Raw genomic sequence first — 18,414 nt, 5'->3', positions numbered from 1 at the left:
GTTCCTTATACCAGGTTATTGGCCATGATAGCCGTCAGCTACTCTGAGTCCCTACCGGTTCGATCCGGGAAGGCCAGCCTGTAGAGGAGGGACGGTCATGAGCGATGTCACTCTGTGGGAGACTTCACACTTCTAGTTGTTACCGGTAACATGTTACCGGTAACGTGATAAGTTAGAACCCATTCAACTGATGTTTTTTTTAAAATTGAGATAGAGGTCAAACAATGGCGGGAAAGAGCATTATCGTGATGGGTGTCTCCGGTAGCGGTAAATCTTCTGTAGGAGAGAAAATTGCCCAGATGATCGGCGCCAAGTTTATTGACGGAGACGACCTGCACCCGCGTGCCAATATCCAGAAGATGGCCGGTGGCAACCCGCTCAACGATGACGACCGCGCCCCCTGGCTCGAGCGCATCCGCGATGCCGCCTACAGCCTCGAGCACAAGAACGAAGTCGGGGTCATCGTCTGCTCCGCCCTCAAGCGCCAGTACCGTGACCAGATCCGCGACGGCAACAGCACGGTGCGTTTCCTGTTCCTCGATGGCGACTACGATCTCATTCTCGAACGCATGAAGGCCCGCAAGGGGCACTTCATGAAGGAATCCATGCTGAAGAGCCAGTTTGACACCCTGGAACGGCCGGAAGGCGAAGTCGGGGTCATTCGCATCGATATCGACTGCTGCTTCGATGAAGTGGTAGAACGAGCCGTTCACGCCCTGGAGGCCCACTCATGATCCATCCCATCATTGCGCAGGTGACTGCGCGTATCCGCGAACGCAGCCAGGAACGCCGTGCCGCCTATCTTGCCCGTGTCGAGCAGATGGCCGCCACCGGTAAGACCCGCGCCGCCCTGGCCTGTGGCAACCTGGCCCACGCCGTCGCCGCCTGTGGCAACGACGAGAAGGGGCGCATCCTCGACATGACCCGCGCCAACGTCGGCATCGTCACCGCCTACAACGACATGCTGAGCGCCCACCAGCCCTACCAGGGCTACCCGGACATCATCAAGGCGGCGCTGGCCGAGCTGGGCCACAGCGCCCAGGTCGCCGGCGGCGTGCCGGCCATGTGTGACGGCGTGACCCAGGGCCAGCCGGGGATGGACATGTCGCTGTTCTCGCGCGATCTCATCGCTCAGGCCACCGCCCTCTCGCTCTCCCACAACACCTTCGACGCCACCCTGCTGCTCGGCGTGTGCGACAAGATTGCCCCGGGCCAGCTGATGGGGGCCCTCTCCCACGGCCACCTGCCGACCGCCTTCGTGCCGGCCGGCCCGATGGCCAGCGGCATCAGCAACGACGAGAAGGTGAAGGTTCGCCAGCAGTACGCCGCCGGCGAAGTGGGCCGTGACGCCCTGTTGCAGATGGAGTGCGGCGCCTACCACGCGCCCGGCACCTGCACCTTCTACGGCACCGCCAACACCAACCAGCTGGTGTTCGAGGCGATGGGCCTGATGCTGCCGGGTTCGGCCTTCGTCCATCCCCACAGCGAACTGCGCCATGCGCTGACCCGTGAAGCCGCCCAGCGCATCAGCGCCATGGTGGGGGGCTCCAGCCAGTTCCGCCCGCTGGCCGAAGTGCTCGACGAGCGCAGCCTGGTCAACGGTCTGGTGGCCCTGCTCGCCTCCGGTGGCAGCACCAACCACAGCATCCACATGGTGGCCATCGCCCGTCAGGCCGGCCTCATCATGACCTGGGATGATCTCAGCGATCTCTCCGACGTGGTGCCGCTGCTGGTACGCATGTACCCGAACGGCCCGGCCGATGTGAACGCCTTTGAAGAGGCCGGCTCCGTACCGGGCCTGCTGCGCCGTCTGGCCGAGCAGAAGCTGCTGCACATGGACGCCACCCCGGTGTTCGGCACCATGGCCGACTACCTCAAGCGTCCGCATCTGGAAAACGGCAAGCTGGTCTGGGAAACCGTCGGCGAAAGCAGCAACCCGGACGTTCTGGCCCTCTCCGGCGCCCAGTTCCAGGTCAGCGGTGGCACCAAGGTGCTTGAAGGCAACCTGGGTCGCGCCGTGATCAAGGTCTCCGCCGTGGCTCCCGAATATCGTCTGGTCGAGGCCCCGGCCCGGGTCTTCTCCTCCCAGCACGCGGTCGAAGCCGCCTACAAGGCGGGTGAGCTGAACCAGGACGCCATCATTGTCGTGCGCCACAACGGCCCTGCCGCCAACGGCATGCCCGAGCTGCACAAGCTGATGCCGGTGCTCGGTAACCTGCAAAAGGCCGGTCACAAGGTGGCGCTGGTCACCGACGGCCGCCTCTCCGGCGCCTCGGGCAAGATCCCGGCCGCCATCCACGTCACCCCGGAAGCCCTGCATGGCGGCGCCATCGGCCTGCTGCGCGACGGCGACCTGCTGCGTCTGGATGCGGATCAGGGTAGCCTGATGTGCTTGAGCGATCTGACTGGCCGCGAGCCGGCGGCCATCGATCTTCGCGCCGAGCAGGAAGGCTGGGGTCGTGAACTGTTTGGCGTGATGCGTCGCGCCGTGTCCAGCGCCGAGTGTGGCGCCACCATCTTCGAATAAGCCGCCATCCGGCAGCAATAAGGAAACCACCATGAAAAACTGGAAAGTCTCCCCCGCCGAGGTGTTCGCCGCCTCCCCCGTCGTGCCCGTCATGGTCATCTCCGATCTGGAGCAGGCCGTTCCGATGGCGCAGGCCCTGCTGGCTGGCGGCATCTCGGTATTCGAGATCACCCTGCGTACCCCGGTAGCCCTGGCCGCCATCGAGCGCATCGCCAAGGCGATGCCCGAAGCCATGGTCGGTGCTGGCACCGTCATCAACGCCGAGCAGTATGACGCCGCCGTTGCCGCCGGCGCCCGCTTCGTCATCTCCCCGGGTATGACTCCGGCACTGCTGGCCCACGCCGCCAAGGGGACGGCTCCGCTCATCCCCGGTCTGGCCACTGCCTCCGAAGTGATGCAGGCGCTGGAAGCCGGTTACGATCACATCAAGTTCTTCCCGGCCGAAGCCAACGGCGGCACCAAGGCGCTGGCCGCCATCACTGCGCCGCTCTCCCAGGTGCGGGTCTGCCCCACCGGCGGTATTGGCCCGAAGAATGTGGCCGACTACCTGGCCCTCAAGTGCGTCGCCACCGTGGGCGGCTCCTGGATGCTGCCGGCCGATGCCATCAAGGCCGGTAACTGGGACGAAGTGACCCGTCTCTCCCGCGAGGCCGTCGCCCTGACTCAGCGCTGATCGCCACTGCGCCAATGCCAACAGGCCACCCTCTGGGTGGCCTGTTTTTTTATGCGCCGAGGCTCTCCCCTTCAAACAGGGTGAAGCCGATGTCATGTATTCGCCGCGTCACCGTTTGCCCGGCCAGGCGGGCCAACAACAGAGTCGCCGCCTCACAGCCAATGGCCTCGCGCGGAGTGACGATGCTGGCCAGTTGCGGCGAGATGGCTCGCCCTATGTTGAGGGCGTTGACCCCGGCCACCGCGATCTGCTGGGGCACAGGTATGCCGCGCGCCTGGGCCCGCAGTATCACCCCCACCGCCATGTCATCGTTGGTGCAGAACAGGCCGTCGAGATCCGGCCAGCGCGCCAGCGCCTGATCGAGCAGATCGCCCCCCAGGGTGAAGGTGGAGGCATCGCCGGTCAGCAGGTGACGCCCCTCCAGCCCGGCCGCCTGCATCGCATCGTAATACCCCTCCATCCGCAACCGGGTACGCACGTCTAGCCGCGCCCCCAGATAGACACTGCGCGTGCGCCCGCGCGCCAGCATGGCCTCGGTCATGGCGCGGGCGGCGGCCCGGTGATCCATCCCCACCACCATGTCGATGGGCTCCTCGGGAAAGTCCATGATCTCCACCACCGGAATGCCGGCGGTGGCGATCATCTTGCGGGTGCGCTCGGTGTGCTGGCTGTCGGAGAGGATCAAGCCATCGACGTGGTAGGAGAGCAGGGAGGCCACCTGCTCCTCTTCACGGGCCGGATCATAACCGTAGTGGGCCAGCAGGGTCTGGTAGCCGGCAGGGCGGGTCACCGACTCGATGCCGCGCACCACCGCCGAGAAGACCTGGTTGGAGAGCGAAGGGATCAGGATGCCGATGGCCCGACTGGTGGCGTTGGAGAGGATGTCGGGCGCCCGGTTCGGGATGTAACCGAGCGCCTCGACCGCCTCGGCGATCCGCTCACGGGTACCCTCGGCCACCGCGTCCGGATCGCGCAGATAACGGCTGACCGTCATCTTGGTCACGCCAACCCGATCGGCGATGTCCTGAAGCGTCGGGCGGCGTTTGCGAGTGTCGTTCATGGGGGGTCCTGCGGGGAATGTTACCTGTAACATACCCGTTTTACCCTCCCAAGTCAGCCGTCAGATGGGCGCCTTGTCGCGGTTAGTGGCCGCAATGTGATGGATGGCAAGATCGGCACCGATGAACTCCTCCTCCTCGCTCAATCGTAACCCCACCAGCCGCTTCATCATGCCGTACACCAGCAGGCCGCCGAGCAGGGCCACGACGATACCGAGCAGGGTGCCCAGCACTTGGCTCATCAGGCTCACCCCGCCCATCCCCCCGAGATAGGTGTGGCCGAAGATGCCGGCGGCGATGCCACCCCAGGCGCCACACAGGCCGTGCAGCGGCCACACGCCGAGCACGTCGTCGAGCTGCGGCAGGCGGCGCTGCAACCAGGTAAAGGCCCCGATGAAGATGGCACCGGCCACCCCGCCCACCAGCAGGGCACTGATGGGATGCATCAGATCGGAACCGGCGCACACCGCCACCAACCCCGCCAGCGGGCCGTTGTGGATGAAGCCGGGGTCGTTGCGGCCGAGCAGCATGGCCACCAGGGTGCCCCCCACCATGGCCATCAGTGAGTTAAGCGCCACCAGACCGCTGATGCTGCCAAGCTTCTGGGCCGACATGACGTTGAACCCGAACCAGCCGACGGTGAGGATCCAGGCACCCAGGGCCAGCATCGGGATGTTGGAGGGGGCAAAGCCCACCGCATGGCCGCCACGGATGCGCCCCTTGCGCATGCCAAGCAGTGCCACCGCCACCAGAGCAATCCAGCCACCGACCGCATGCACCACAACGGAGCCGGCGAAGTCGTGAAAGGGGGCCCCGAAGTGGTGCTCAAGCCAGCTTTGTACCCCGTAGTTGCCGTTCCAGGCGATCCCTTCAAACAGGGGATAGACCAGCCCCACCGTCAGGCCGGAGCAGAGCAGCATGGGGTAGAAGCGCGCCCGCTCGGCGATACCGCCGCTGATGATGGCGGGGATGGCGGCGGCGAAGGTGAGCAGGAAGAAGAATTTGACCAGCTGATACCCCTGCCCCGCCGACAGGGTCGGGGCATCGACCAGGAAGGTGTGGCCGTAGGCAATCCAGTAGCCGATGAAGAAGTAGGCCAGGGTAGAGATGCCAAAATCGGTGATGATCTTGACCAGAGCGTTGACCTGGTTCTTGCTGCGTACTGTGCCCAGCTCCAGAAAGGCAAAGCCGGAATGCATGGCGAGCACCATGATGGCGCCGCCGAGCACAAACAGGGTGTCCGCGCTCTGGGTGAGCATGGCGATTGCGTTGGTGTCCTGCACTGTGTGTCTCCATCCTGAATCGTTGTTATGTGCCGCGCGGGGCGCGGTGAACTGCCAGGAGGGTCACAGAGCAGGAGTCGTGCCAGCAAAAAGGGCCCGATTTGCGGGCCCTTGATACGTGCAACGAGTCATGATGGGGCGCCAGTTTTGTGCGTGGCACCAGAAAGGGGCAATCAGCCGCCGCGCCCCAGCCAGCGGGTGGGGTTGATGGCTTCCCCTTGATAGCGGATTTCGAAGTAGAGGCCGGTCTGCTCCTGACCGCCGCTGTTGCCGACCAGCGCCACCGGCTCACCCTGCTCCACCTGCTGGCCGACCTGGCGCAGCAGCGACTGGTTGTGGCCGTAGAGGCTCATGTAGCCCTTGCCGTGATCAACCACCAGCAACATGCCGAAGCCATCGAGCCAGTCGGCGTAGACCACCTTGCCGGGGGCGACCGCCTTGACCTGGGAGCCTTCAGGCGCCCCTATCAGGGTTCCCTTCCATTTCAGCTCGGCGGTACGGCGCGAGCCGTAGGCGATGAGGATCGGCCCCTGCACCGGCCAGCGCAGGGCCCGGCTGGTGCTTAAACCTGAGCTGTAGCGCCGGGTCTGCGCCTCGGCTTGGGCCAGCTCTTGTTGCTGGCGGCGGGCGAGCTGACGGTCTTCCTCTCGCTTGGCCTGCTCGGCCTGCTTGCGCAGCCGCTCCTGCTCCGCCTTGAGTTTGGCGATGCGCTGGCGCTCGCGCCGCTCGGCCTCTTCCTGTTGCTTGCGCAGCGCCTCGAGACGCGCCTTGAGCTTCTGCTCCGACTTGACCAGCTGATTTAGCTTGGCTTCGTCGCTTTGCACGTCTTTTTGCAATTCACGCCGGGTCTTCTCACGCGCCTGCTGACTGGCCAGCAGGCTCTGGTGTTGCTGCTTCTGATCGTCCAGCAGTGCCTGCTGGCGAGCCAGCGTCTGCTCACTCGCCTGCTGGTTGGCGGTAATTTTCTGCTGAGTGGCGCGCAAAGACTCGATGGCCTCGATGCGGGCCTTGTTCAGATAGTCGTAGAAATCGAGGGTGCGGCTGAGGCGGTTGGGGTCCTGCTGATTGAGCAGCACCTTGAGGTAATCGTGTTCACCGGAGCGAAACGCGCTCTCGGCCTGTTTGGCTAGCAGGGCCTTCTGCTTCATGGCCTGAGACTCCAGCTCCACCTTCTCTTTGGCCAGCTCCTGAATGCGCGCCTCGCTCTGTTTGAGCTGATTGCGCGTCTCATCGAGTTTGGCGGCGGCACTCGACACCACCATCTCGTCCTGCTTGAGCTGGGCGGCGAGCTTGGCCAACTCCTGCTTGCCGAGTCTGACGGTCTGCTGCTGCGCCTTGATCTGCCCCTGCACTTTACCCAGTTCACTACTGGGGGCAGCACTGGCAGACAGGCAATAAAACAGCGCGCCGGCCAGAAGGCCGACGCGATGTAACTGTTTTGAAATCAAGACACGTCCCCGCATGGGGAGGAATTATTTCAAAATCATCAGGGGCTTGCCAGTCATTTCCGGCGGCACAGGCAGACCCATCAGGGTCAGCATGGTGGGGGCCAGATCGGACAGCTTGCCACCTTCGAGCGCCTCGGCCTTGCGACCGAAGTAGATAAGCGGTACCGGCAGGTTGGTGTGCGCGGTGTGCGCCTGACCTGTGGTCTCATCCATCATCTTCTCGGCGTTGCCGTGGTCGGCGGTGATGAGGCACTCGCCACCCACCTCAGCCAGGGCCTCGGTGACACGACCGATGCAGTGGTCGACGGCTTCACATGCCTTGACGGCGGCATCGAACACACCGGTATGGCCGACCATGTCGCCATTCGGGTAGTTACAGATGATGGTGTCGTACTTGCCGCTCTTGATGGCAGCCACCAGCTTGTCGGTCAGCTCTTCGGAGCTCATCTCCGGCTGCAGGTCATAAGTCGCAACCTTGGGGCTGGCCACGATTTCGCGGTCTTCGCCGGTGAAGCAGGACTCTTCGCCACCGTTGAAGAAGAAGGTGACGTGCGCGTACTTCTCGGTCTCGGAGATGCGCAGCTGGGTCTTGCCCTGCTTGGCCAGCCACTCACCCAGGGTGTTGACCAGGGCGGTCGGCGGGTAGGCGCAGGCGGTCTTGATGTCGGCGGCGTACTCGGTCAGCATCACGAAGTTCAGCGCCGGGGTAGCGGCACGGGCAAACCCGGTGAAGTCGCTATCCACGAAGGCACGGGTGATTTCACGGGCACGGTCGGCACGGAAGTTCATGAAAATGAGGGCATCGCCATCTTCCATCGGCGCGGCGTCGCCGATGCGGGTGGCCTTGACGAACTCGTCGTTCTCGTCGCGGGCATAGGCGGCAGCCAGCGCTTCGGTCGCAGAGGCGGCAGTGAATTCGCCCTTGCCCTGAGTCATCAGATCATAAGCCTGCTGCACACGATCCCAGCGGTTGTCGCGGTCCATGGCGTAGTAACGGCCGATCATGGAGGCGAAACGGCCCTTGCCGAGTTCGGCAAACTTGGCGTCGAACAGCTCGATGGAAGATTGGGCAGAGCGCGGTGGTACGTCACGGCCGTCGAGGAAGGCGTGGAAGTAGATCTTCTCGGCACCGCGACGGGCAGCCATCTCGATCATGCCGAGGATGTGCTCTTCGTGGCTGTGTACGCCACCCGGGGACATCAGGCCCATGATGTGCACGGCCTTGCCCTTGGTCACGGCGGCGTCGACGGCCTTGGCCAGCTCGACGTTGTCGAAGAAGGCGCCTTCCTGGATGTCCTTGGAGATGCGGGTCAGCTCTTGGTAGACGATGCGACCGGCACCGATGTTGACGTGGCCCACTTCGGAGTTACCCATCTGGCCATCGGGCAGACCAACGTCCAGGCCGGAGCCGGAGATGAGGGTGCTGGTGTAGTCACGGGCGAGACGATCCAGGTTCGGGGTCTTGGCGGCAGCAACGGCGTTATACGCGGTTTTATCGCTGTAGCCCCAACCGTCCATGATGATCAGAACCAGAGGTTTTTTGGCTGTTGACATAAAACTATGTCCTCTCGGATTGGAATGAAATGCGGGAAGCTGAACTGGCCGTAATATTACTACATCTGCCGAAATAGTCACCTGATCTGCCGCCAGGACAGCCCCCTCCGATGCGAGCTGGCTCTCGCTTTGCCCCACGGATGGCTGATATTCACGGCTCCCCCATGTATACTCGAGCCCTTGTCCCGGATTTGGATTGTAGGAAGGATGCAAGAGTATCTTGATTTTGCGGCCAACAACCCGCTGCTGACCGCAGCCTGGTTTGGCCTGGCTGGCACGCTGATCTACACCACCATGCGCGCCCGCTTCTCTCCCGTAAAAGCAGTCAACAACCATGCTGCCACCATGCTGATCAACCGCGAAAACGCCGTCGTGGTCGACATCCGGACCATCGATGAATTCGGTCGTGGCCATCTAGCCGGTGCGCACAACCTCATCATGAGCCAAATCCAGGAGAACAACCTGGGCCAGGTTGAAAAGCACAAGGATGACCCCATTATCGTGGTATGCGAAACCGGCATGAGCGCCAATGCCGCCGCACGGGCCCTGCACAAGCATGGCTTCAAGCGGGTATACACCCTGGCGGGTGGCATGGCTCAGTGGCGCGCCGACAATCTGCCGGTCACCAAGAAGCGCTGATCACCCCGGGGCGAATTCGCCCCGTTTTTTCTGAACTCAAGGAATCAATCGACATGGCTGAAGCAATCAACAATCAGGAAGTCCAACCGGAATTCAACATCCAGCGCATCTACGTCAAAGACGTCTCTTTCGAAGCGCCGAATACCCCGCTCGTGTTCCAGAAAGAGTGGCAACCGGAAGTAGGTCTGGACATGGATACCAAGACCAACCTGCTGGCTGACAGCATCTATGAAGTGGTGCTGACCCTGACCGTGACCTGCAAGCTGGGTGATGAGACCGCCTTCCTGTGCGAAGTGCATCAGGCCGGTATCTTCACCATCGGTAACCTGCCCGAGCAACAGCTGGCTCACTGCCTGGCTGCCTTCTGCCCGAACATCCTGTTCCCGTATGCCCGTGAAACCGTGGCTTCCATGGTCAACCGCGGCTCCTTCCCGCAACTGAACCTGGCACCGGTCAACTTCGACGCCCTGTTCGCCCAGCATGTGGCCCAATTGCAGGCCCAGCAGGCAACTGCGGACGCTTAAGATGAGTGACAAGGCTGTAATCTCGGTCTTGGGGGCGGGGTCTTATGGCACCGCCCTTGCCATTTCTTTAGCCCGCAACGGCCACCCCACCCTGCTGTGGGGCCATGAGGCCGCTCACGTGGCCGAGCTGGAGCAGGCTCGCTGCAACACGGCATTCCTGCCGGATGTGCCGTTTCCCGATGCGCTGCAACTGACCTCCGATTTGCAAGCGGCGGTGCAGGCTGCCCCTGTGTTGCTGCTGGTCGTACCGAGCCATGTCTTTGGCGATGTGCTGACCCGTCTCAAACCCTTCCTGCGCCCTGACAGCCGCATCGCCTGGGCCACCAAGGGGCTCGAGCCGGATAGCGGCCGCCTGCTGCAAGAGGTGGCCCGCGAGATCCTGGGTGAAACGATACCGCTGGCCGTCATCTCGGGGCCGACCTTCGCCCGCGAGCTGGCCGCTGGCATGCCGACCGCCATCTCGGTCGCCGCTACCCATGATGATTTCGCCGAGGATCTCTCGCACCTATTGCACTGTGACCGCTCGTTTCGGGTCTATACCAATCCGGACTTCGTCGGATTGCAGCTCGGTGGTGCGGTGAAGAATGTCATCGCCATCGGCGCCGGCCTCTCCGATGGGCTGGGCTTCGGAGCCAATGCGCGCACCGCCCTCATCACCCGCGGTCTGGTCGAGATGCAGCGACTGGGGCTGGCCCTTGGCGCCGACGCCAAGACCTTCATGGGCATGGCCGGACTGGGCGATCTGGTGCTCACCTGCACCGACAACCAGTCGCGCAACCGTCGCTTCGGACTGGCGCTTGGCGCCGGCAAGGCGGTCGACACCGCCATGAGCGAGATTGGCCAAGTGGTGGAAGGCTATCGCAATACCAAGGAGGTGCATCTGCTGGCGGCCCGTTGCGGCGTCGAGATGCCGATCTGCGAGCAGATCTACAAGGTGCTCTACGAGGGGAAAGACCCGAAAGCCGCCGCCATCGCGCTGCTCTCCCGGGACAAGAAGGACGAGTGATCGCCCGCCTCCCCATGCAAAAGGCCCCGCCAACTGGCAGGGCCTTTTTGTTACCAACCACATCAATAGTAGGAGTGGTCACCACGCTGGTGCTCGGTGGCGTCCTTGACCCCTTTGAGCTCGCCTGGGAACTTCTCTAACAGCTGCTTCTCGATCCCCTCTTTCAAGGTGTAATCGACCATGGAGCAACCGTTGCAGCCACCACCGAATTGCAGGATGGCAAAACCATCTTCGGTCAGCTCGGTCAGGGTGACCTTGCCGCCGTGGCCGGCCAGCATGGGGTTCACCTCGGAGAGCAGCACATACTCGATGCGCTCAACCAGAGGGGCATCGTCGCTCACCTTGCGCATCTTGGCGTTGGGGGCCTTCAGGGTCAGCTGGGAGCCCATCTGGTCGGTGACGAAATCGATGCTGGCCTCTTCCAGGAAGGGGGCACTGAGCGGATCAATCAGGGTGTCGAAACCAGAAAACGGCAGATGCTGATCATCCGGGTCAACCGCGTCGGGAGGGCAGTAAGAGACACCGCATTCGGCGTTCGGCGTACCGGGATTGACGACAAACACCCGGATGTTGGTTCCTTCCGGTTGTTTCTCCAGCAGCTTGCGAAAATGAGCCTGGGCGGCTTCGGAAATAGTGATCATCACTGTCCTCATAAACCTGAGCAAATGGCTAGGGTATTGATGATACTCCTCTTGTTTGGCGATGGGTAGCGACGCGATGCAGGGTGCAAAGTCACATCACGTTGGGTGCCGCTGCGTACGGCAAAGCGCCCATACCTCGACCCGCGCCACCCCACTATTTAATAGCAACCGGGCCAGCTGGCCCGCCGTCGCGCCGGTGGTCACCACATCATCGAGCAAGGCAACATGCTGGTAATGATGGGAGCGGACCGCAAAGGCCCCTCTCAAGTTGCGTCGCCGCGTGCCGGCACTGAGCCGGCTCTGCTGCGGGGTATGACGGATGCGACGCAGCAACGAGCCATCTACCGGAATACCGGTGCACCTCCCGACCTCTCTGGCCAACTCTTCGGCCTGATTGAAACCTCGTTGCAAACGCCGCCACCAGTGCATGGGCACCGGGATCAGCACTTCGGGCGGGTCACCGAGATCGAGATGATCGGACAGCAACTGGGCCAATACGGGGGCAAGCTGCCACTGCCGGGAATATTTGAAGCGAGACACCAGTACCGGCCAGGGGGCGCGATAGTCGCCGATCACCTGCAAGCGCTGCCACGGAGGAGGGCGACGTTGACAGCGGCCGCACAATAACCGATCCAGAGGCACCAGCTCCGGCAGCGGTGCCGCACAGCCGTGACAATGGCGCCCTTCCTGCCGGAGCGCCATTCGACAATAGGAGCAGAGCAGTGCCTCCTCACTCGATTGACGACAGAGCAGGCAGTCTCCGCACCAATCATGCGGCTCCCCCAGCAACCCTCTTGCTTTCGCCAGCCAGCCCTTTACCATGCGGCACCATCCCATGGTGGCAACAGGACTTGAGTGTAGATGAGCATCGCGGTCGAACGGATGGGGCAGGGCCCCGAACTGGTACTGCTCCACGGCTGGGGCATGAACGGCGCGGTATGGCATGGGGTTGCTCCGGAACTTGCCCGCCATTACCACCTGCACATCCTCGATCTGCCCGGTTTCGGCGCCTCCTCTGTGCCCGACACATGCGACTACACCCTTCCCTGGCTGGCCGATGCGGTGAGCGAGGTCATTCCCGAACGCGCGGCCCTGCTCGGTTGGTCGCTGGGGGGGCTGGTTGCCAGCCAGTTAGCCCTGACCCGGCCGGAACGCGTTGAACGCCTCATCACCGTCGCCAGCTCCCCTTGCTTTATGTCCAGAGAGGAGTGGCCGGGCATTGCCCCCAAGGTGTTGCACGGTTTCCAGCACATGTTGCAAGGCGACTTCATGCAAACCATCGAGCGCTTCCTCGCCATTCAGGCCATGGGCAGTGAGCATGCCCGTAATGATATTCGCCAACTGCGCCACTGGTTGGCCCAAAGGCCCCATCCCTCTCCCCTTGCGCTGGCCGCGGGGCTGAAACTGCTGGAAACCGTCGACCTGCGCGAGGACATGCACAACTGGCAAGGGGAGTGGCTACGCATCTATGGCCGCCTCGACTCACTGGTCCCCAAGTCGGTCATTCCCCTGCTTGATGAGCGCTACCCTGCCAGCCACAGCCGGGTATTCGACAAAGCCTCCCATGCCCCTTTCATCTCCCACCCGCATGATTTTGTCGAGCTACTGGCGGGTCTAAAAGGAGAATAAATGACCAGCACGCTTTAATTCTTTCAGGCCGTGATGGATAATTGTGCCATCCAGCCAGAGGAGAGAGAGTATGCGCATCGATTCAGCCATGACATCGGGTGTGATGGGCTACCAAAGAGCCGAGCAACGGGTGGCAGAGTCATCCGATGCCATCGCACGACTCAATACTCCGGAAGGTGACAAGGTCAATGTCACCGACGAGCTGGTCAATCTTAAAGTCGGAGAGCTCGAAGCCGGCGCCAACGCCAAGGTGATCAAGACCGCCAGCGACATGATGGGGACGCTGATCGACATCCGGGTGTGACATGAACATCACAACCCCCTCCCCCTACCTCCCCCCCAACAACCTCTACGTCCCCACCGAGTCGGCCCAGCGTGATAATCGCCGGGCCGAGCTGATCCCGCAGGTCCAACAGGCGACCCCCCAGGAAAAACAGCAGGCGGCGACCCAAGAGCGCCAAGAAGGTGCTCGGCAGGCGATACAGGAGTCCTCTACATCGACGCGGGAGGCGCGTGAACCACCCGCAGCCCAGACCACCTCCCGCAGTAACCCTGATGGGCGCTCTTCCCAGCAAGGACAGGAGCGTGGCTCTCAGGAGGATGAAAGACGGGATCTTGCACAGGAGAAGCTGCTGCGGCAGCTACAACAACGGGACAAGGAAGTCCGCGAGCACGAACAGGCCCATCAGCGCCAAGGGGGAAGCTATGCGAGCACACCAAATTATGACATGACCAGAGGGCCGGACGGTGCAAGCTATGCGACCGGAGGCTCAGTGCGTATCGACACCTCGGCGGTCATCGGTGATCTCGAAGCCACCATCGCTAAGATGCAGCAAGTACAGCGGGCCGCCCTCGCCCCCATCTCCCCCTCCTCACAGGATCTCGCCGTGGCCAGCAAGGCCGCACGAGTAGAGCAACAAGCCCGTGAGGAGCATCAGCAACGCAACATCCTCCAGCTCTCAGGTGGGGCTCTCGACAGCTATTTACAGCAGCGGGGTGCCATCATCGCCGGGCACTATCGGCGTTCCGCCCTTCCCCAGTCAGCCAATGAGCTGGCGCAAGCATAGCCATATAAATCATATAGTTACTATCAACCCATTCCATTTTTGGTATTTTTAAAAACTTTTTTTCTGATAAAGCGGAACTTTGCCTGCGTTGTGCTGACTAACTTTACAGTTGAGGAAGTGCTAGTAAGTCACCTTTGTACATACCCCGGGAATCCCCCGGGGTCTTTTTTATCTAATTGAATATTAATGAAAATATTTTCAGTCACGTTTTGTGAAAGTAAGTTACAAAAATTACTTTCATTTTCGATGGCCGTGATGTACATTTTGCTGCGTAGGGTACAGAGGTAAGATGTTCTATCTTTCAGACCTTTTATTTCACGTAATTGAATGTGGCTGAATAGCAGCCCCGAAGAGTCTCTCTTCGGGGCGATTTTTTATTCCCTCTCTAGAGCAAATACTTTAAAAAGCTATCCCGGGTGTTATAATTCATGGGTTTCTTGAGCGCAGCCTCCGCTTGCCCTCAGGATTCAGCTTCTTTCAAACTTTTATGCATATGCTAATGACCGGAGCCTGCACCCAAGGCTGCGGTCTTTTTTTGTTGCCGGTCTCATATGAAATTCACTTACATAAACCGTAATTAAAAACGCCTTCAATGAAACGTAGTAACGACTCAATCCCAAAAACCTAATTCTTAAAAAAGTTTATTTATTCGAATAAAAAACCAATATATATAATTAACGCGCACCATCATGCTAGTCATCCCCGCCATTATCAGGTTTTAACCAGGCATGTCGGAAATCAAACCAACCCAGTGCCGTCATGCGCAAGCCGTGTACCCCGCTACGACTCTCCAACTCCAGCCAGTGATGAAACAGTGGCAGGAAACGGGACTCACTCTGTCGCTGTCGCAGCCACTGACGGGGGCCTGGGCGTGCCCCCTGGCTACGCCAGTCTGACAACTGAGCCCATAGTGGCTCAAGGCTGCTCCATGCGGCCCGCAGTAAAGGCACCCCCTGCAACCAGGAATAGGCGGCAAAATCCCTGTCGTGCTCCAGATTGACCGTTCCCAGCCAGAGATCCACATCCTCATCCTCCCCCCTGGCCCAGCGGGAATAGTCGAGCTCCCGCAACTCAAGGGCAACCCCATGGGATGCCAGCAACCCGGCCATCGCCCCGGCCAACTCACGAAACTCCAGATGCTGATTGAAACAGGCCACCACCAGCCGGGCCGGCAACGTCGCGGGCCGCTCCACCTTGGCCGGCAGGGGAAGATCCCGCCAATGTGGCAGCAACCCCAGCGCCGGCGTGAGAATTTGTTGCAGCTCGCGCGCCATGCCCGCCATCAACGCAATGGGATCGAGTGTGGCCGCCAGCCAGTGGCGCAATGACTCCTCCCGCAACCAGGGGGAGCGATCATCGCTCAACAGGAAATAGCAGCCCGCTTCCAGACCCGACTCCGCCCGACGTTGCCCCAGATCGGCACGCTCCGGAGCCAGCCGCAACTGACAGGTCAACCGCTCCGCCAACTTGGGCAACATCCAGATGTCGATCTCATCGAGCAAGGCCCGCAACCCGAAATAGTCATCGAACGCCTCCAACTGCAGGCGCTGCGGGTCGTTACACACCACCCGATACGGGCCGCAGCCCACCGGTTGCAGGGCAAAATCAGGCAGGCTGCGCCACTCGCGCGGCAGGATCAGCGCCTGGGCCTCGCACAACAGTTGCAGCAGCCAGGGGTCGGGTTCCCGCAGATGGATATCAACCGCACGTGGCGAGATCTCCTCGACTCGCTCCAGATGCTGAAAAAGGGGATAACCCGAGAGTGAGCCAAGCGACTCACAGACATCCTCCGCCTGCAACAGGCGGCCATGTTGGAAGCGTACCGCCGGGCGCAGGTAGAAGCGCCAGCGCCGTGCCTCCAGCTGCTCCCAGTGGTGGGCGAGTTCAGGTTCGATTTCCCCATTTTCCTCATTTCTGCGTACCAGCCCGCTGAAAATCTGCCGCACCAGGTGCACCTCGGAGCGGCGCAGCGGCACATCCGGTACCAGATAAGGCAGAGGGCGGTAATAGGGCACCCGCAAGATCTGGCGCCCCCCAGGATCCGAGCGGCTGGCATGGGCCAACAGGTGCGGCAGCAGCTGCTCGGTTCGCCCTTGAACCAAGAGCAACGCCTGCTCCAGTTTGCCCTCAGCCACCAGCGCCGCCAGCTGCTGTTGCCGCATCTGTTGCTGGTTGCGCCGCAGGGTGAGCCTGGCCCTGTGGCCGCGTCCGGCGGAGGCCTGCCAGCACAACCAGCCGGCCTGCTCCATACGCCGTAACAGCAGGCGGGCATTGCGTGGCGTGCAGCAGAGTAAGGCGGCCAGCTCAGGCAGAGTCAGCTCCGCCTCACCAGTGGGCAACTGCTGTGACAGGCGGGTGAAGTGGAGATAAAGACGTTCGCTCGGCATAAATAGGGAAATCCATCTGTGAGATTACTTCCGTTTTAACTTCCTTATTTTAAACCAATACTGATGCCAACCAAGAGGAGGAACGACCATGACACTGAATAACCCCCTTCCCTTCTGGCGTCGCTACTTCAGGAGCATCGGCGCCCGACTGCACGCCACACCGAGCGACCCGGCCCAATACCTGACCCAGCTGATGCAGTGGGATCTCTCCTGGGTCGATGAGGAGGAGTATCGCCAGCGGATGTAAGGGCTTTGCCGGAAGCGGTGGTTTACAGATAGAGTCCATCAGCATAAAGTGGACGTCTATCCGTCCAAAGAATAAGGAATGTTCCATGAAAGACGCGACCCTGGCCCTGCATCACGGTTTTTCCAGCGATCCGGCGACCAAGTCGGTAGCCGTTCCCATCTACCAGACTGTTGCCTATGAGTTCGAGAGCGCGCAACACGGGGCCGACCTCTTCAATCTGGCGGTCCCCGGCAATATCTACACCCGCATCATGAACCCTACCAACGATGTGCTGGAGCAGCGGCTGGCCGCTCTTGAAGGGGGCGTCGCCGCCCTGGCGGTATCGGCCGGCTCGGCTGCCATCACCTATGCCATCCAGGCCCTGGCCAGGGTCGGTGATAACATCGTCTCCACGCCCCAGCTCTATGGCGGCACCTACACCCTGTTCGCCCACATGCTGCCGAGCCAGGGTATTGAGGTGCGTTTCGCCCGTGACGACAGCGCCGACGCCATCGGCGAGCTGATCGACGAGCACACCAAGGCGGTCTACTGCGAGAGCATCGGTAACCCGGCCGGCAACATCGTCGATATCGGCGCCCTGGCCAGGGTGGCTCACGCCAAGGGAGTCCCCCTCATCGTCGACAACACGGTCGCCACTCCGGTGCTGTGCAAACCGATCCAGCATGGCGCCGACATCGTCGTGCACAGCCTCACCAAGTACGTGGGCGGCCACGGCACCTCGCTCGGCGGCATCGTCGTCGACGGCGGCACCTTCCCCTGGAGCGAGCACGCCGAGCGCTTCCCCCAACTGACCCAGCCCGAGCCCTCCTACCACGGCGTGGTCTACACCGAGGCGTTCGGGGCCGCCGCCTTCATCGGCCGGGTGCGCACCGTGCCGCTGCGCAACACCGGGGCGGCCCTCTCGCCCTTCAACGCCTTCCAGATCCTGCAAGGACTCGAGACCCTGAGCCTGCGCATGGAGCGCCACGTCGACAACGCACAGCGGGTCGCCCATCACCTCAAGCAGCACCCCAAGGTGGCCTGGGTCAGTTATGCGGGCCTGCCGGAGCATCCCCACTACAAGCTGGCCGAGCAATACATGGGCGGTCGCCCTTCGGCGCTGCTCTCATTCGGTCTCAAGGAGGGATACGAAGCGGGTGTGCGTTTCTACGATGCGCTGAAGATCTTCAAGCGTCTGGTAAATATCGGTGATGCCAAGTCACTGGCCTGCCACCCGGCCTCGACCACCCACCGCCAGCTCAGTGAAGAGGAGCAGCGCAAGGCAGGGGTGAAACCGGAGATGATCCGCCTTTCGGTCGGGATCGAAGACATCGGCGATCTGCTGGCCGATCTGGACCAGGCGCTGCAAGCCTGAGTCGTTGCGGGGGGCTCCAGCCTCCCGCCTTACTCGAGCCACTCCTGTTGCAGGCGGGCCAGCGCCCCATCCAGGCGCATGCCCTCCAGCGCCTCTTGCAGTTGTCGGGCCCGCTCGGGATCGCTGCGACGATTGAGCGCGAAATAGTATTCGTAGTAATTGCTATAGACAGAGACCGGCGCCAGCAACTCAGGGTCCCGGCCCAACCTGCGCATCTGAAAGCGCACCTCGGCCTCGGGGGCGGCGATCAGATCGACCCGCCGCAGCAACAGCATCTGGAACTTGTCCTCCTCCCGATTGACCGTGCGCAGCACAAACCCCTCTTGCTCCAGTTGCTCGCGATAGGCCGAGCTACGCACCACCCCCACCCGCCACTG

The 18,414-nt window shown here is 61.9% G+C and carries 20 protein-coding genes; 12 read left to right on the top strand and 8 right to left on the bottom strand.

What is annotated here, in order from left to right:
* Positions 1–224: 224 nt before the first annotated feature.
* From BN1134_RS10390 to BN1134_RS10380, 3 genes are read left to right on the top strand one after another with little or no spacing between them, the layout of a single operon-like run.
* Positions 225–734 (top strand): gluconokinase, encoded by a 510-nt coding sequence (locus BN1134_RS10390; protein WP_042047089.1) that lies wholly within the window; start codon positions 225–227, stop codon positions 732–734.
* On the top strand, positions 731–2,527 hold the full coding sequence (gene edd, locus BN1134_RS10385) for a phosphogluconate dehydratase (protein WP_042047088.1): 1,797 nt from the start codon (positions 731–733) through the stop codon (positions 2,525–2,527). Before BN1134_RS10390 ends, edd begins: the two co-directional genes overlap by 4 nt.
* 31 nt (positions 2,528–2,558) lie before the next feature.
* Positions 2,559–3,200 carry a bifunctional 4-hydroxy-2-oxoglutarate aldolase/2-dehydro-3-deoxy-phosphogluconate aldolase gene (locus BN1134_RS10380; protein WP_042047086.1) on the top strand — a complete coding sequence of 214 codons (642 nt, stop codon included), beginning with the start codon at positions 2,559–2,561 and terminating at the stop codon, positions 3,198–3,200.
* A 49-nt stretch (positions 3,201–3,249) separates the two neighbouring features.
* On the opposite strand, the gene BN1134_RS10375 is transcribed toward BN1134_RS10380, so the two are convergent.
* The 4 genes from BN1134_RS10375 to gpmM all read right to left on the bottom strand — a co-directional run bounded on the left by BN1134_RS10375 (position 3,250) and on the right by gpmM (position 8,543).
* Positions 3,250–4,260: a substrate-binding domain-containing protein gene (locus tag BN1134_RS10375; RefSeq protein ID WP_042047085.1), complete on the bottom strand. Its 1,011-nt coding sequence runs from the start codon at positions 4,258–4,260 to the stop codon at positions 3,250–3,252.
* 60 nt (positions 4,261–4,320) lie between these two features.
* Positions 4,321–5,541, bottom strand: a complete 1,221-nt coding sequence (locus tag BN1134_RS10370) for an ammonium transporter (RefSeq protein WP_198133167.1) — start codon at positions 5,539–5,541, stop codon at positions 4,321–4,323.
* Between the two features lie 173 nt (positions 5,542–5,714).
* Positions 5,715–7,004 carry a murein hydrolase activator EnvC gene (gene envC, locus BN1134_RS10365; RefSeq protein WP_042047083.1) on the bottom strand — a complete coding sequence of 430 codons (1,290 nt, stop codon included), beginning with the start codon at positions 7,002–7,004 and terminating at the stop codon, positions 5,715–5,717.
* Between the two features lie 9 nt (positions 7,005–7,013).
* Complete coding sequence (gene gpmM, locus BN1134_RS10360; protein ID WP_042047082.1) at positions 7,014–8,543, bottom strand: 2,3-bisphosphoglycerate-independent phosphoglycerate mutase; 1,530 nt, start codon at positions 8,541–8,543, stop codon at positions 7,014–7,016.
* 207 nt (positions 8,544–8,750) lie between these two features.
* Here gpmM and BN1134_RS10355 point away from each other — a divergent pair, with 207 nt between their 5' ends.
* The 3 genes from BN1134_RS10355 to gpsA are packed head-to-tail and all read left to right on the top strand — an operon-like array spanning position 8,751 to position 10,712.
* The gene (locus BN1134_RS10355; RefSeq protein ID WP_042047080.1) at positions 8,751–9,182 is read left to right on the top strand and encodes a rhodanese-like domain-containing protein; all 432 of its coding nucleotides are present in this window, start codon (positions 8,751–8,753) and stop codon (positions 9,180–9,182) included.
* A gap of 53 nt (positions 9,183–9,235) precedes the next feature.
* On the top strand, positions 9,236–9,706 hold the full coding sequence (gene secB / locus BN1134_RS10350; RefSeq protein ID WP_042047079.1) for a protein-export chaperone SecB: 471 nt from the start codon (positions 9,236–9,238) through the stop codon (positions 9,704–9,706).
* Position 9,707: 1 nt separating this feature from the next.
* Complete coding sequence (gpsA, locus tag BN1134_RS10345; RefSeq protein ID WP_042047078.1) at positions 9,708–10,712, top strand: NAD(P)H-dependent glycerol-3-phosphate dehydrogenase; 1,005 nt, start codon at positions 9,708–9,710, stop codon at positions 10,710–10,712.
* 62 nt (positions 10,713–10,774) lie between these two features.
* Here gpsA and nfuA read toward each other — a convergent pair whose 3' ends face one another.
* Positions 10,775–11,353 (bottom strand): Fe-S biogenesis protein NfuA, encoded by a 579-nt coding sequence (nfuA, locus tag BN1134_RS10340; RefSeq protein WP_042047077.1) that lies wholly within the window; start codon positions 11,351–11,353, stop codon positions 10,775–10,777.
* A gap of 96 nt (positions 11,354–11,449) precedes the next feature.
* Positions 11,450–12,175, bottom strand: coding sequence for a ComF family protein (locus tag BN1134_RS19280; RefSeq protein WP_084214775.1), 726 nt, complete (start codon positions 12,173–12,175; stop codon positions 11,450–11,452).
* 39 nt (positions 12,176–12,214) lie between these two features.
* Between BN1134_RS19280 and bioH the strand changes: the two genes are divergently transcribed.
* The 4 genes from bioH to spfP all read left to right on the top strand — a co-directional run bounded on the left by bioH (position 12,215) and on the right by spfP (position 14,386).
* Complete coding sequence (gene bioH / locus BN1134_RS10330; protein ID WP_042047075.1) at positions 12,215–12,982, top strand: pimeloyl-ACP methyl ester esterase BioH; 768 nt, start codon at positions 12,215–12,217, stop codon at positions 12,980–12,982.
* Positions 12,983–13,052: 70 nt separating this feature from the next.
* Positions 13,053–13,286 (top strand): flagellar basal body rod C-terminal domain-containing protein, encoded by a 234-nt coding sequence (locus BN1134_RS10325; protein ID WP_042047074.1) that lies wholly within the window; start codon positions 13,053–13,055, stop codon positions 13,284–13,286.
* A gap of 1 nt (position 13,287) precedes the next feature.
* Positions 13,288–14,049 (top strand): putative metalloprotease CJM1_0395 family protein, encoded by a 762-nt coding sequence (locus BN1134_RS10320; RefSeq protein ID WP_042047072.1) that lies wholly within the window; start codon positions 13,288–13,290, stop codon positions 14,047–14,049.
* Positions 14,050–14,338: 289 nt separating this feature from the next.
* Positions 14,339–14,386 (top strand): small protein SpfP, encoded by a 48-nt coding sequence (spfP, locus tag BN1134_RS20390; protein ID WP_462101308.1) that lies wholly within the window; start codon positions 14,339–14,341, stop codon positions 14,384–14,386.
* Positions 14,387–14,741: 355 nt separating this feature from the next.
* Here spfP and sgrR read toward each other — a convergent pair whose 3' ends face one another.
* Positions 14,742–16,436 (bottom strand): HTH-type transcriptional regulator SgrR, encoded by a 1,695-nt coding sequence (gene sgrR / locus BN1134_RS10315; protein ID WP_042047071.1) that lies wholly within the window; start codon positions 16,434–16,436, stop codon positions 14,742–14,744.
* A gap of 88 nt (positions 16,437–16,524) precedes the next feature.
* Between sgrR and BN1134_RS19710 the strand changes: the two genes are divergently transcribed.
* Positions 16,525–16,683, top strand: a complete 159-nt coding sequence (locus tag BN1134_RS19710; RefSeq protein WP_156991736.1) for a hypothetical protein — start codon at positions 16,525–16,527, stop codon at positions 16,681–16,683.
* Positions 16,684–16,768: 85 nt separating this feature from the next.
* Positions 16,769–18,037 (top strand): O-acetylhomoserine aminocarboxypropyltransferase/cysteine synthase family protein, encoded by a 1,269-nt coding sequence (locus BN1134_RS10310; protein WP_042047070.1) that lies wholly within the window; start codon positions 16,769–16,771, stop codon positions 18,035–18,037.
* 29 nt (positions 18,038–18,066) lie between these two features.
* Here BN1134_RS10310 and BN1134_RS20010 read toward each other — a convergent pair.
* Positions 18,067–18,414, bottom strand: a 348-nt coding sequence (locus BN1134_RS20010) for a substrate-binding periplasmic protein (protein WP_042047165.1), incomplete at its 5' end; no start/stop codon positions are given.

The sequence above is a fragment of the Aeromonas simiae genome (assembly GCF_000820125.1).
In the GTDB taxonomy this organism is placed as follows: Bacteria; Pseudomonadota; Gammaproteobacteria; order Enterobacterales; family Aeromonadaceae; genus Aeromonas; species Aeromonas simiae.
The sequence above is the reverse complement of the archived record's forward strand: the minus strand, read 5'-3'. Positions and strand labels throughout refer to the sequence as shown.

Bases quoted from the DNA above. Each gene is read 5' to 3' on its own strand.
- BN1134_RS10390 (WP_042047089.1), top strand. From the start codon at position 225: ATGGCGGGAAAGAGCATTATCGTGATGGGTGTCTCCGGTAGCGGTAAA.
- edd (WP_042047088.1), top strand. From the start codon at position 731: ATGATCCATCCCATCATTGCGCAGGTGACTGCGCGTATCCGCGAACGC.
- BN1134_RS10380 (WP_042047086.1), top strand. From the start codon at position 2,559: ATGAAAAACTGGAAAGTCTCCCCCGCCGAGGTGTTCGCCGCCTCCCCC.
- BN1134_RS10375 (WP_042047085.1), bottom strand. From the start codon at position 4,260: ATGAACGACACTCGCAAACGCCGCCCGACGCTTCAGGACATCGCCGAT.
- envC (WP_042047083.1), bottom strand. From the start codon at position 7,004: ATGCGGGGACGTGTCTTGATTTCAAAACAGTTACATCGCGTCGGCCTT.
- gpmM (WP_042047082.1), bottom strand. From the start codon at position 8,543: ATGTCAACAGCCAAAAAACCTCTGGTTCTGATCATCATGGACGGTTGG.
- BN1134_RS10355 (WP_042047080.1), top strand. From the start codon at position 8,751: ATGCAAGAGTATCTTGATTTTGCGGCCAACAACCCGCTGCTGACCGCA.
- secB (WP_042047079.1), top strand. From the start codon at position 9,236: ATGGCTGAAGCAATCAACAATCAGGAAGTCCAACCGGAATTCAACATC.
- gpsA (WP_042047078.1), top strand. From the start codon at position 9,708: ATGAGTGACAAGGCTGTAATCTCGGTCTTGGGGGCGGGGTCTTATGGC.
- nfuA (WP_042047077.1), bottom strand. From the start codon at position 11,353: ATGATCACTATTTCCGAAGCCGCCCAGGCTCATTTTCGCAAGCTGCTG.
- BN1134_RS19280 (WP_084214775.1), bottom strand. From the start codon at position 12,175: ATGGTAAAGGGCTGGCTGGCGAAAGCAAGAGGGTTGCTGGGGGAGCCG.
- bioH (WP_042047075.1), top strand. From the start codon at position 12,215: ATGAGCATCGCGGTCGAACGGATGGGGCAGGGCCCCGAACTGGTACTG.
- BN1134_RS10325 (WP_042047074.1), top strand. From the start codon at position 13,053: ATGCGCATCGATTCAGCCATGACATCGGGTGTGATGGGCTACCAAAGA.
- BN1134_RS10320 (WP_042047072.1), top strand. From the start codon at position 13,288: ATGAACATCACAACCCCCTCCCCCTACCTCCCCCCCAACAACCTCTAC.
- sgrR (WP_042047071.1), bottom strand. From the start codon at position 16,436: ATGCCGAGCGAACGTCTTTATCTCCACTTCACCCGCCTGTCACAGCAG.
- BN1134_RS19710 (WP_156991736.1), top strand. From the start codon at position 16,525: ATGACACTGAATAACCCCCTTCCCTTCTGGCGTCGCTACTTCAGGAGC.
- BN1134_RS10310 (WP_042047070.1), top strand. From the start codon at position 16,769: ATGAAAGACGCGACCCTGGCCCTGCATCACGGTTTTTCCAGCGATCCG.